This is a genomic window from Novipirellula caenicola, assembly GCF_039545035.1.
Classification (GTDB): domain Bacteria; phylum Planctomycetota; class Planctomycetia; order Pirellulales; family Pirellulaceae; genus Novipirellula; species Novipirellula caenicola.
In genome coordinates this window covers 13,419-26,208 of record NZ_BAABRO010000010.1, presented here as the reverse complement: position 1 = coordinate 26,208, position 12,790 = coordinate 13,419, and the positions used below count along the sequence as shown (strand labels likewise).

Below are 12,790 nucleotides of genomic sequence, written 5' to 3'. Positions count from 1 at the left end.
ACAGGATGCGGCATCCGACGGGCCGCCAAGTCCAATTTTTTCCGTCCCCCCACTCGCTATTCCAACGGGTTCATGATGATCACTACTCGCTTCGCAACTTTTTTATGCCTGGCCTTCGCCGCCACCTTCTCGCTCGCGGCGGATCGACTTGTGTTCGACCCTCCTGCGGACACCGCCAATGGCCGCCATATCGTATTGATCTCGGGCGACGAAGAATATCGCACCGAGGAATCGTGTCCGATGCTCGGCAAGATCCTCAGCCAACGACACGGTTTCAAATGCACCGTGCTGTTTGCAATCGACAAAGAAACCGGCGTCATCAATCCCAACGACAACACTAACATCCCCGGTCTCGAGTCGCTGGCGGATGCCGATTTGATGATCATCGGAACTCGATGGCGAGTGCTACCCGATGAACAAATGGCGCCGATCCTGGATTATCTCAACGCGGGCAAACCGGTCATTGGCTTTCGCACCTCGACTCACGCTTTCAAAAGTGGGAAGTATGGCGGGTACAACTGGGCCAACTTTGGCATCAACGTGATCGGCGAGAATTGGCACAGCCATCACGGTCGGCATAAAGTCCAAGGCGGCCGCGCCGTCGTGGTCCCTGAAAACGCCGACCATCCCGTTTTGAATTCGGTCTCGGATATCTATACCGCATCCGACATCTATGGAGTCGTGCATTTGGATCAAGAAGCCGCAACCGTATTGTTGCGAGGTGCGGTGATCGCCGCGTTGGACCCGAACGCACCGATCGTCGAAGGCCCCGTCAATGATCCCATGATGCCATTGGCATGGCTGAAAAGCTATAAATCACCCTCGGGCGAGACCGAAGGCAAGGTGTTTGCCACCACCGCCGGTGCCGCCGTCGATCTGTTGAGTGAGGATCTGCGTCGATTGTTTGTCAACGCTGCCTATTTTCTGACCGACCAAGAAGTGCCGGAAAAAGCCGACGTGAGTTTTGTCGATCCCTACGATCCATCATTCTATGGATTTCAACCTGCAGACTATTACCCGAAACGCGGGCTAAAACCCGAAGACTTTGAGCTTGGGAAATCCGCGAAAACGATCGAGTAAGATTCTCGACCCGCTGCATCGATACGTTGCACACATCGGCATCGTCACGACGGAGACTCAGACGTTCTTGGTAACGTCTGAGTTTCCTCATTCAGCCCCTGGAACGTTGTCCGAATCGAGCCGGCTGGATCCATAGGTTCTGCGGATCAAAACGTTGACGTCCGCGGCAGAGTGCTAGACGGACTTGGAACGACCGCTTCGCTGCACGGCGGCCAAGTAAACCCCACCCTTTGCTCCGATTCCCGCCGCGGTTGGCGTCCCCGATCGTTCCTGCCCGATCGTCCCCACCCATCACCGCTGTATCTAGACGTCGGCGCCGCGAGGAAAAACGTCGTGAACGTCGGGGGCGTGTTCGGTGTCACAGCGACGTCGTTACGTTCGCGGCATGAAAGGGAGGATTCCGGCCCCCAAGGGATAAAACCTGAGCGGTCTGGTTCCCATCCCCTCTACCTAAGTCGCACTCAGTAGTATCGTTCGTGTCAGCTCGGCATATTCTCTTACCCCATCAGAGCATCCTCATTGAACGCGTCCGCAAACACGACCGCCCCCTCGCCGCTCGATTTGCGTTTTGGGTTCTTCTGTGCGATCGCGGCCCACACCTTGTGGGGCCTGTTTCCGATCTATTGGCGTCAACTCGGCCAAGTCGATGCGACGGAATTGGTGTGGCACCGGATCCTCTGGTCATTCGTGATGCTGTGTATGATCCTTCCGGTCGTGCTTCGCAAAGGGAACCTGGGAGGGTATCAGGCGTTTGTCACCGCCGTTCGCACTCCCAAGGTTTGGGCGGTCTACTCGCTCGCGGCAGTCATGATTGCGATCAATTGGCTAGCGTTCCTGTGGGCAGTCAAGAACAACCGAGTGCTCGAAGCATCGCTGGGTTATTACATCAACCCGCTGATGAATGTCATGCTGGGAGTCGTCGTGCTCGGTGAGAAGCTCGGGCGAATCCAGTGGGTTGCGGTCGCAGTGGCTGCAGTCGGCGTTTTGGTGATGTCGATCGCGGGCGGCACTGTACCCTGGGTTTCATTGGCGATGGCAAGTTCCTTTGCGTTTTATGGACTGATCAAAAAGAAAACGCATCTGCCCGCCATCGTCGGACTGTGGTTCGAGATGGCGGTCTTGGTGTTGCCAGCGGTTTTGATCATCGGATCCCGATCGGTCTCAGGCGAGGGTGCGATGATCGGATCGACTTCCGCGGTCAAGATGATGTTGATCGGTGGCGGTTTGGTCACCATCACACCGCTGATGTTGTTCGCGGCGGCCGTGCGACGAGTCAATCTGTCGACGATCGGAATTCTGCAATACATTGGCCCCACGCTCCAATTCATTGTCGGCGCGTTCGTCTTTGGTGAACCACTCGATGCATGGCGAATCCTCGGCTTCGGATTCGTTTGGTGCGGCTTGGTGATCTTCCTGGTCAGCCCAACACTGCGACTGCGTTTGGCGAGCAAACAAGTCTCGCTCAGCCGCAACTAGTCGCTCCGGCGCGGACCACGTGTCGCAGAACCAAGCGTCGCCGAACCAAACGTAGCGAAACTTGTCAAAAGTTTCGTCCACTTACCCCCTTCCATCCACGCACCGTCTTCTCCCCCTACTCAACGAAGGCCTCGACAGTTCGTTGAATATTTGAGCCGTGGGCCGTCAGGCACCGGGTCGTGCGTGGGACCCGGCCGCTGACGCGTCGCGGCTCAGGAGACCGACGAAAGTCTTGACGACTTCCGCTACGCCGAAACACGTGTAGCCGAACTTGTCAAAAGTTTCGTCCACTTACCACCTTCTATCCGCGCAACGTCGTCTAACCCTATTCAAAGAATAGCCTCGACAGTTCGTTGAGTATTTGAGCCGCGGGCCGTAAGGCACCGGGTATCGCGCGGAGACCCGGCCGCTGACGCGTCGCGGCTCAGGAGACCGACGAAAGTCTTGACGACTTCCGCTACATGTGGCGGGGGTGCGTTTTGCGGGGGCATGGCGCGCAACTCGCAAAGTGGCAAACGAATTCGCTCGCTAAATCTCACAATATTGCTACTCAGCCGCGCTCCGGTGGCATTTTCACCAAGTCCGCCAAGGAGGGCACGACCGCTGCGCGACGCACCAACGGTGCTTTTGCTGCGATCGATTCCTTTTGAAATCCGCTGACGTCGCCACGCTAATCACGACGATTGCATTATTAGTCGCCAAGGTTGGGCTGATTGCCAAACACCAACCGATCCATGTCGCTTCGTTCCACTAATCCACGTCACTCGTGTCGACCCGCCCATCCGATCTAAATCACCGGGGGGCACGAGATTGCTAGGGCTTTGATTGTCATGACAAGATATCGCCACCGCTATTTCTTTTTCGGTCTGCTGCTCGTGTTGCTCGGTGTCCAGTTCCGAATGGTCGATTCGTTTGTCTTGAATGAATCCACCACGCGTACGTTGGCACGGTTCAGCGAAACGACGACCGCGAATAATTCGCCTACGCTCGATTCGATCCTGCTGCGAGTTCATCCCAAACCAATGAAACGAGTGCAACCACCTCGTTGGTTGGGACTTTCCATGATCGCTTGCGGCGCCGTAATCACGCTGCATGCGTTTGCAATGCCAAAAGAAAACTGAATTTAAACGCCAAATTCATTTTTGCAAGAATCTATCGACCTGTTGCGTTTTGCTCCGTTCGTTCCCGGCCAGCATGGAAGCCGTTATCCGAGGAACTGTTTCAATCCCTGAAACCGTTACCACTGCGATACCCTGTCATGCTGCTACTACCGCTCTTGCTGTTGTGGGCCCGTACGCCAATGTATTTTTCGCGATATTTGATGGCATGCTTGATCCCAACAACAACGCTGATCGCGGTGTTGACTCCGTTATTCGTGGTCACGCTTGACGGCAGCGTCTTGGCAACGGACCGGTTTGGCGACGAAAGCCAAGTGAACGCAACAGGTCACAACCGCAACGAGATTGAGCGAACCGGTTCCAGCTCGGATTTCGCTTCACGCAGTAACAATAGCGACAGCCCCAAGCTGACGCATCATAACTCGCTGCGCCATCAGTTGCGCGAAGGCACGGTGATTCCTCAAATCACCGGCCAAATCTCGATGTCCGGTCGCCGATGGTTGTTCACCCCAAGCGACGAAAACCGTCACGAAAACGTTTCGCCCGATAACCGTTTGCGAAAAACAGAAACGCAGCTTCGAGAATCGGTTGAAAACGACGCAATCTCACGTGTGTTTACCACGTCGATCGAAACATACGAACGTGATTCCGCGCCGACAAAACCGGTCAAGCAAGCCAAGTCGCTTGAAATCGTTGAAAATCTAGTCTTACAGCGTGTGGTTAACGCAATCCGCGCTGACGCAAACGACAGCCTATGGACGATCACAGCAAGAGTCACCGAGTTCTTTGACGAGAACCGTCTGATCCTGCTCACCGCACAGCGGTCCGCTCAATAAGCGTTTCCGCCTTCGCACTGCGGGGCATTGTCAATCCGCGGAAAACCGCATGAATCCAGAGTCATCATCGCAACCGCGGTTGGGTTGCGAAATGAACGCACGCGGCTTAACTAAGCTTCTACGTCCTCTCCCGGTTCCACCACCGTGGCATCTAGCACGGGCTCGTCATCGACAACCTTGCTGAATTGCTTCCAGCCCCACGCCAGCCATCGCAACAATGCTGCGGCCAACCAAAGTGCCCATACCAACATCAAAAATCGATAGAACCAAACCGAGATCGAAACGACTGTGGTGATTGGTAGCGTCGTACCGGACTGAGGCGTGAACCAAATCAGATGATTTCGCCATGATTGGTTACCCGCGATGAACATGTCGGGGTTCCCAAGCAACCCTTCGCCCACCACGATGAACAGCACCAATAGCGAAATCACGGTCAACAGTACAATCACCCCTTGTAACACATAGTCGCTACGGTGATAGCTTCCGACGACCGGGTACTTGCCGCGGTACGCCAGCAAAAACAACCATGCCACGACAAATACCGATGCAAACAGCGGGACTTGCGTCAATCCAATCGACAGCAGCACCCATTCATAACGTCGCAGTGGCGAAATCGGAACGCTGCCTAACACCAATGCCACAATGATCGCAACCGCAAGGATCGTCCAAAAACGCACTGCGGGGCCTCGCAGTGGCCCATCGGCCCACAATATCCAGCGACTTTCGGGAACGTCCAGCGTCGTGGTGACATTCGACGCGGGCGCGGGCAGCGTGACCGCAGGCGAGTGAACGATCTGATCCATCGCCACCGCACTGCTCCATTGGACTTCGACCGTTTGACGACCGGGATGCGCTGGAATGATCAAATCGCCGTCCACTCGCTGGACCGGGATCGATTGCTGATCAAGCGTTAGCGAAGTGATTTCGCTCTCTGGTGCAAGCGTGATCCCAAAATCGTTAGCCAAACTGCACTCAAGATCAATCTTCAGCGTGTTGGTGCGGCGTCGGTCTCCTAAGGTGGTCGTCAAATCCGCGCGCTGGACCGTCACGGTATCGCCCGCGACGGCAATCGGGCGACTAAACTGAATCGTTACGGTTTCCCCCGGCCATGGCTTCCAAACGGGGATCAAAGTTTGTTCATCGGGTTCGAAAATTGGAGCGAGCCCATCGAGTGACACATTCCATATCGGCGAAGTGACCAATTGCCAACGTTCGACCCAGCGTTCGGTGTCCGAAGCCGACAGCGTGATTTGTGGCCGTCGCTCGAGTTCGCTTTCCCAGCCAAACGATTGCTGATTTGCGGCCATTTGAACGGCGATGGCTCCGTCGTTGACGTCTCGCCCTGCGGTCAAGACCTGCTCGCCTTCCAATAGAGGCACCTGCAATGAAATCGCTTTTCCCGCCGAAGATAGTCGCGTCACAGTGGTGCGAACCTTCCAAATCAAGCCAATTTCGAGTCGCCGGTCTACCAGAACAATGGGACTGAACTCGGTGCGGTCATACGCCGCTTGGTCATCGCTCACCTCCTGGTCTTTGACAAAGAACACCTGTTCGGCGGGTACCCCGTTGCGGTCTAATCCGGTCACGTTCCATCCATCGGCGTCGATCGTCAATCGGTGCGGCTTCAATAGGAAACTCCATTCCCATTCGGCGGCTTCGGCCACTGTTCCTTTCACCGTGACTTGATGAATCCCTTGTTTCAGCGCGATCCACAGGTATCCGTCACGACGCGTGACCGCGACGGCATCGGTTCCATCAGTCGTAACCGACAGCGGTGACCATGCCGGCAATCGTCCTGGCAACGGCACCGCGACATCCGCTGCCGCGTGAATCGTCACCTTCATCGTCAACACGTTATCGGTGATGTTTAACTCCGCGTTCGGAATTGCGGCGGCATTGGGAAACGCATCCGATGTTTGCAGCAGTCGCGCACGCAGCGTGTCAAGCATCTCGGGTGTCGGAATGCCCAACAATTCGACTTCAGGTCCTGGGGCACTTGTTGCTTTTGGATTTGCGTTGGTACTGTCGGTCGCAGTGTCTTGCCCGATTGCAGTACTCGGCAACCACATCATTGCGAACGCGGTGACGGCCACTGCTGAGCGTGAAGCTGCCCGAGACCATGGCCAACGTCGGCCGCGCTGTCGCAATAAAATCGCGGCCAACAAGATAAGCAACCCGACTCGGATGCACGTCAGAATGCGGTTGGTCGTCAACGAAACCAATACCGGATGAACGGTCTGATTCGCCGCGACGGGGCCATTCCAGCGACATACGACGTTGTTCCAATTCCACTGCGGCTGAGCGGGCCCGGTTTGAATCACTGCCTTGGGGTCGTAGTTCAGATTGGCGTACTGATGGATCGCCTTGCCCAGTTGCTTTGCGGCAGATTCTCCTCTCCTTTGCGGTGCCAGTGAACTCGAGGGCGCGTCGACTTGAAAGGAAACAGCTTCGTCCGTCATCGCTCGTCCCGCACGCGGCTCCGCACCAATTCCGCTCCATACAAACAAGCCGCGATCGCCGTAGGAAATCCCTTGCGGTTCAAGCTGGGGATAGATCACACTTTGAACTTGCAACGCAATGAAGGGAACCAGGCAAAGGACCAGCACCGCGATCGAAATGACTTTCCATGCAACGATCCATTTTCGAATACTGCCTTCCCCAACCACTCTTAATAATGCGATCGGCATCAGCAACAAGAGCCATGTGATTCGCGGTGATCCCGGTTCGTGATACGACAGCCCGAACGCAAGCAGTGCCACCACGCCGCCCACAAAGCCAAACAGCTTGAACACGGCTAAGGAAAACACTAGTAGCAAAAACAAATCCAAAAGCGACCAAGCGGTCAACCAGTCGCCGCGCACTTGATCGGCCCCGAAAACAGCAAACACTCGCCAACCGGGCGGAGTCGTCATCGTCACTTGCAACGATTCCGCATCCGCTTGCCAACCGGTCGCAGACAACGCGTCGCTCATGGGCACACGTCCGACCGCGTCCAGCTGTAGGTTCCGTTGGCGGATTTCGGTGCCACTTGATCCGGTGACCGGATTCAAGGTGATCAACTGAGCTTCCCCATCGACGCGCACCGCACCGAGTTCATGATCCCCCGCGACATCCAATCGCCAGATCTGTTGCATCTGGCCACCGAGTTGATCGTGATAGGTGAACATCTCGCCGTCTTCGTCCAACCACAACCGCCGTCGGATCTCCAGCCCCTTGCGAGCCTTATCCCCCATGCCTCGCATTTTTTCGACCAACTGAAACGGTTTGCTGACATCCCACTGATACACCGGAATATTTCGCCATCCGCTCGGATAGGTCGTCTGCGACACATCGACCGTCGGTAATCCTTCGATCTGAGCGACTCGGAAATCGGGATCGGTTTGCAACCCAATCAACTCGTTATCGGCAAGTGGCTTCGCATCGGTAGCGAAACGTATTTCATCGACATCCTGCGTGCGAAACGCATCCAGCGTGATTGTCCATTTTCCCGCTCGCACCTGAGCCTTGATGACCCCACGTTCATCGATCGCCACCGGGATGGGGCTTTGCACGGTCGCCAGCTGCCAGCCTTCGGGCAGCACTGAACCGAGTAACTCTTCGCGACTTTTCCCAGAAACCGTCAACTCGATTTGAGTGCGCAACCACAGTGGGATGCCGTCCTCGATCTTTCGATACACCTTCACACTCAACAGGTCTTTGTCGGTAGGCTCGCTACGCGAACGTTTCAACCAAACCTCGCCCTTCGCGTCCCAGGTTGGATCAGCCACGTCGGCGCCGTTGACCGAGAGAGTCAAAATGCCAATGGATGCCGGGATTTGCATGCGCTGCGGCATTTGTTGCCACGAAAATTCGCCCGTCAACTTGCCATTGCCCTTGTCCAATTTGACCGACGGAGCTCCGTCATGCTGCACGACCACGACCGGTTCCCCATCCAGTTGTACGTTCCGTGGCCAAAACGTGACGTTACCAGGCAGCGGCATCCAGGTTTCGTCAAACCGTTGAACCTCGAGTTCAAACGCACCACCGTCGTCGTCCACCGTCAATTTCAACGTCGACGGCCACGCACAAATCGCCTCGCCTGCATTACTGAAAATTTTGGGGCAATCGCGATTGTCGACATCCCAGGTCACCCAGTCCTGCCATGGTTTCAGCACTTCAGGAATCGGTGGCGACTGTGCCGACGCTGCCGTGCAGATCATCAGCGTGCACACGACGACAAACCGACTCAGTAAACCAGAGTTGAAAGGAAGATAGCGATCGGACATATCGAACACGCAGACGGAGAGTGAGAAAGTCGGGGGGCCGAATTGCCAAAACGGAAGCGTGGCTATTGGCAAGACTACGTTCGATTAGAGCCCAACACCGCCGCATTCTTCGCAAGAAAGTTTTTTTCGAGGTACGAATGTAACGAATCGCAATATTCTTTCCCTCCGACGCCCCCTCACACGTAGCGGAACTCGTCAAGAGTTTCGTTCCACGCCACGACTTCATCCCCCCACCTGCAAAATCTCTCCAGACCGTCGAAAGTCTTGACGACTTCCGCTACTTTCGATTTGCCGTAGCGGAACTTGTCAAAAGTTTCGGACCACGCCACAACTTCATCCCCCCACCTGCAAAATCTCTCCGGACCGTCGAAAGTCTTGACGACTTCCGCTACTTTCGATTTGCCGTAGCGGAACTTGTCAAAAGTTTCGGACCACGCCACAACTTCATTCCCCGCCCGCAATATCTCCCCGACCATCGAAAGTTTTGACGACTTCCGCTACGAAGTAGGGTATTTCGGATCTGCTTTGCGAAAGCATTCGGTGCGTCGGAGGAAGGACATGGTCGTCCATATCGGATCCCATCCCTTGGCCTGAAACGGCTTCAATAGCGGTGCACCCGGCAGCAGACAACCGGTATAGGGATACTTTGCAAACTTGTCGTCTGCGACCAAACCCTTTCGTTCTGGATTGCGGGCAATGTATTCAGCGACTTCTTCGATCGCCTTTTGTTCACGTTCATCGTCCTGAAGCACATGATCATAAGGTTGACGCTGCAACTGAAAGCCGATTCGTTGAAGTGTGTCGTTCAGATTTTTGCGAAAGCTTTTCATCCCAAGAAGCTGATCCGATTTCGCCGTCAATCCAGCCCAAAGAAGATGCATATGATCGGGCATAAGACAATAAATGGGACACGCAAATTGGTATCGAAACGCACCATGCGTCAACAACTCACGAAACCGATACAGAAAGCGAGCGTCGAGCCAGCCGATGCGTCGCTTTTCGATCGTGAGAATCCAGTGCACCCACGCATCCCCCTGATAGTACTCTGGCGTCAGACGCTTCAGTCGATCAGGATGAAGAACGGTCATGCAATGCATCCAACCGAGTTCGTGAAAAAGTTCGACTCTGTGTCTTTGATTGTAGCGGATATCGATAGAAGATTCGAATGTTTGCGATTCAGGTAGCGGAACTCGTCAAGAGTTTCGGCCTACGCCACAACTTCATCCCCCCACCTGCAATATCTCCCCAACAGTCGAAAGTCTTGACGACTTCCGCTACTCTCGATTTGCCGTAGCGGAACTTGTCAAAAGTTTCGGACCACGCCACAACTTCATCCACCCGCTCGCAAAAGCTCCCGGACCGTCGAAAGTCTTGACGGCTTCCGCTACTCTCGATTTGCCGTAGCGGAACTCGTCAAGAGTTTCGGACCACGCCACCACTTCATCCACCCACCTGCAATATCTCCCCGACCGTCGAAAGTCTTGACGACTTCCGCTACTTTCGATTTGCCGTAGCGGAACTCGTCAAAAGTTTCGGACCACGCCACAACTTCATCCACCCGCTCGCAAAATCTCTCCAACCGTCGAAAGTCTTGACGACTTCCGCTACTCTCGATTTGCCGTAGCGGAACTTGTCAAAAGTTTCGGCCCACGCCACCACTTCATCCACCCGCCCGCAATATCTCCCCAACCGTCGAAAGTCTTGACGACTTCCGCTACTCTCGATTTGCCGTAGCGGAACTCGTCAAGAGTTTCGGCCCACGCCACAACTTCATCCCCCCACCTGCAATATCTCCCCAACCGTCGAAAGTCTTGACGACTTCCGCTACTCTGGATTTGCCGTAGCGGAACTCGTCAAGAGTTTCGTGCCACGCCACCACTTCATCCACCCGCTCGTAAAAACTCCCCAACCGTCGAAAGTCTTGACGACTTCCGCTACTTTCGATTTGCCGTAGCGGAACTTGTCAAAAGTTTCGGCCCACGCCACAACTTCATCCACCCGCCCGCAATATCTCCCCAACCGTCGAAAGTATTGACGACTTCCGCTACTCTCGATTTGCCGTAGCGGAACTCGTCAAAAGTTTCGTTCCACGCCACAACTTCATCCCCACGCCCGCAATATGCCCCCCAACCGTCGAAAGTCTTGACGACTTCCGCTACGGAGATGGGGGGCGTTTATCCGACCGATTTGCTCAGGCGTTCAGCCAGTTTTCGCAAGGTCTGGCTCGCGTCGTTCTCTTTCAATTTCGCTTGAATCAGATGAGGCGAATCGTTCTCGTTCCATGCACGCTCGAGTGCCTGAATGTACTCGGACTTGGTCTTCACCAAATGACTCACACCACCGCCGTAGACCTTCAATAATTCGCCATAATTCCATCTCGCGATCTCGTTGTACTTCCACTCGCCTTCGTGCAGATAGCGTTCGGTGCCATATCCGTGGTTGTCCAGCAAGATTACGATTGGATTGTGTCCGTGGCGGATCAGTGTGCTCAATTCTTGGCCTGTCATTTGAAATGCACCGTCGCCCACCAGCACGACGATCCGATGATCCGGCTTGGCCGTTGCCGCACCGAGCGCTGCCGGGATACTGAAGCCCATTGACGCATAGTAGGCGGGACTTAGAAATTCACTCTGCTCGTGGATCGTCAACTCGGTGGCCGCAAAAAGCGAATCCCCCACATCCGCGATCACAATCGTGTCGGCATCCAGTCGCTTGTTCAGCTCGCGAATCATCCAACTGGTTTGTAACAAATCGGTCCCCGCTTCGTCCGCCGATTCGGTGTTGCGTGGTGGGATCAAATTGGTGGTGTTGCGTTCGGTGGTCTGCGGCGAGGCTTCGATCAATCCTGTCAAAAACGCCTTCAAATCAACGTCATGATAATGATGATGCGAAATACGCAGCGTTTCACTGGTCACCAAAATGCAGCGTCCTGGATCCAGTTTCGCTGAAAACACCCCCAAATTGATGTCGGTCAAGAACGTCCCCAGCAACAACACACAATCGCTTTCCTCGACAAACCGCGTCACCTGCGGATCGCCAATCGCGCCTTCGTACAAACCGATGAACAAGGGGTGACGTTCGCTCACCACGCTTTTGCCTAGCATGGTGGTCGCAATCGGAAGGTTCGCCGATTCAGCCAGCTGGATTAGTTGTTCTTGCAATCGGAATCGATGCATTTCGACTCCCGCCAAGATGACGGGGTTCTTTGCACTCGAAAGACGCCGCACGGTTTCCTGGATCGCTTCGTTGGTCGCTTCCTCACTGTTGCTGAAGGAAACGCCGGTGTAACCATGAGTGACCGGAGGCACAACGTGGACCATGTCGCGAGGCACGTCGATATAGACGGGGCGTTTATAGCGATCACAGGCATCGAGAACACGGTCGATCTCTGAAAACGCGGTCAGCGAATCGGAAAGCTCCGTCCCCGCAATGGTGAACTTTTCAAACACGTCAATCTGCGTGCGGAAGTTGCGAACCATGTGATGCAGCAGTGCCCCGGTGCTGCGTTCTTTGATCCCCGGTGATCCCGAAATCACAACCACCGGCGACTTTTCCGCGTAGGCGCCTGCGATCGAATTACAGACACTCAGTCCTCCAACGCAGTAGGTCACACACAATGCTCCCATCCCGCGTATTCTCGCGTAGCCGTCCGCGGCAAACCCTGCGCAGTCTTCACGCGTACAGCCGACCACATTGATCGGGCTCTTTTCGAGTTCGCTGTAGAGTGCCAGCACGTAGTCGCCGGGAATTCCAAACAGGTCGTCCACCCCGTAATCACGCAGACGCCGCACCAAGTATTGACCGATCGACACGTTCGCCGTCTCGCGGCGTGGGGCTTCCTTTGACACACTCATCGCAGTCTCCTCACAAAAACGAACTCCGAAATACCAACCAGCTCGCGGCGTGTATCTTATTATACAAAAGCGGGCTGCAGCGCACGCCAAAATTGCCAGCCCTGCTGTCCGCCCCCCTCTCATATCACAACCCGCAGCATTTACCCTCTCCCCCTCTCCGT

At 55.1% G+C, this 12,790-nt stretch carries 8 protein-coding genes; 4 read left to right on the top strand and 4 right to left on the bottom strand.

From position 1 onward, the window contains the following. Positions 1–75 precede the first annotated feature (75 nt). The 4 genes from ABEA92_RS18395 to ABEA92_RS18380 all read left to right on the top strand — a co-directional run bounded on the left by ABEA92_RS18395 (position 76) and on the right by ABEA92_RS18380 (position 4,510). Positions 76–1,080 (top strand): ThuA domain-containing protein, encoded by a 1,005-nt coding sequence (locus ABEA92_RS18395; protein ID WP_345685493.1) that lies wholly within the window; start codon positions 76–78, stop codon positions 1,078–1,080. Positions 1,081–1,599: 519 nt separating this feature from the next. Next, on the top strand, positions 1,600–2,556 hold the full coding sequence (gene rarD, locus ABEA92_RS18390; RefSeq protein ID WP_345685314.1) for an EamA family transporter RarD: 957 nt from the start codon (positions 1,600–1,602) through the stop codon (positions 2,554–2,556). An 830-nt stretch (positions 2,557–3,386) separates the two neighbouring features. Beyond that, positions 3,387–3,677, top strand: a complete 291-nt coding sequence (locus ABEA92_RS18385; RefSeq protein ID WP_345685313.1) for a hypothetical protein — start codon at positions 3,387–3,389, stop codon at positions 3,675–3,677. 137 nt (positions 3,678–3,814) lie between these two features. Beyond that, positions 3,815–4,510, top strand: coding sequence for a hypothetical protein (locus tag ABEA92_RS18380; protein ID WP_345685312.1), 696 nt, complete (start codon positions 3,815–3,817; stop codon positions 4,508–4,510). Between the two features lie 110 nt (positions 4,511–4,620). Here ABEA92_RS18380 and ABEA92_RS18375 read toward each other — a convergent pair whose 3' ends face one another. The 4 genes from ABEA92_RS18375 to ABEA92_RS18360 form a co-directional block, all read right to left on the bottom strand. Then, positions 4,621–8,775, bottom strand: a complete 4,155-nt coding sequence (locus ABEA92_RS18375; protein WP_345685311.1) for a hypothetical protein — start codon at positions 8,773–8,775, stop codon at positions 4,621–4,623. Between the two features lie 176 nt (positions 8,776–8,951). Continuing rightward, entirely contained in the window at positions 8,952–9,251 is a 300-nt protein-coding gene (locus tag ABEA92_RS18370) for a hypothetical protein (protein WP_345685310.1), read from the bottom strand. Between the two features lie 21 nt (positions 9,252–9,272). Then, positions 9,273–9,863: a hypothetical protein gene (locus ABEA92_RS18365; protein WP_345685309.1), complete on the bottom strand. Its 591-nt coding sequence runs from the start codon at positions 9,861–9,863 to the stop codon at positions 9,273–9,275. A gap of 1,086 nt (positions 9,864–10,949) precedes the next feature. Continuing rightward, positions 10,950–12,629 carry an alpha-keto acid decarboxylase family protein gene (locus tag ABEA92_RS18360; RefSeq protein WP_345685308.1) on the bottom strand — a complete coding sequence of 560 codons (1,680 nt, stop codon included), beginning with the start codon at positions 12,627–12,629 and terminating at the stop codon, positions 10,950–10,952. Positions 12,630–12,790: the final 161 nt, after the last annotated feature.

Coding starts and splice junctions, on each gene's coding strand:
- ABEA92_RS18360 (WP_345685308.1), bottom strand. CDS start 12,629: ATGAGTGTGTCAAAGGAAGCCCCACGCCGCGAGACGGCGAACGTGTCG.
- ABEA92_RS18380 (WP_345685312.1), top strand. CDS start 3,815: ATGCTGCTACTACCGCTCTTGCTGTTGTGGGCCCGTACGCCAATGTAT.
- ABEA92_RS18385 (WP_345685313.1), top strand. CDS start 3,387: ATGACAAGATATCGCCACCGCTATTTCTTTTTCGGTCTGCTGCTCGTG.
- ABEA92_RS18370 (WP_345685310.1), bottom strand. CDS start 9,251: ATGGTCGGGGAGATATTGCGGGCGGGGAATGAAGTTGTGGCGTGGTCC.
- ABEA92_RS18395 (WP_345685493.1), top strand. CDS start 76: ATGATCACTACTCGCTTCGCAACTTTTTTATGCCTGGCCTTCGCCGCC.
- ABEA92_RS18375 (WP_345685311.1), bottom strand. CDS start 8,775: ATGTCCGATCGCTATCTTCCTTTCAACTCTGGTTTACTGAGTCGGTTT.
- ABEA92_RS18365 (WP_345685309.1), bottom strand. CDS start 9,863: ATGACCGTTCTTCATCCTGATCGACTGAAGCGTCTGACGCCAGAGTAC.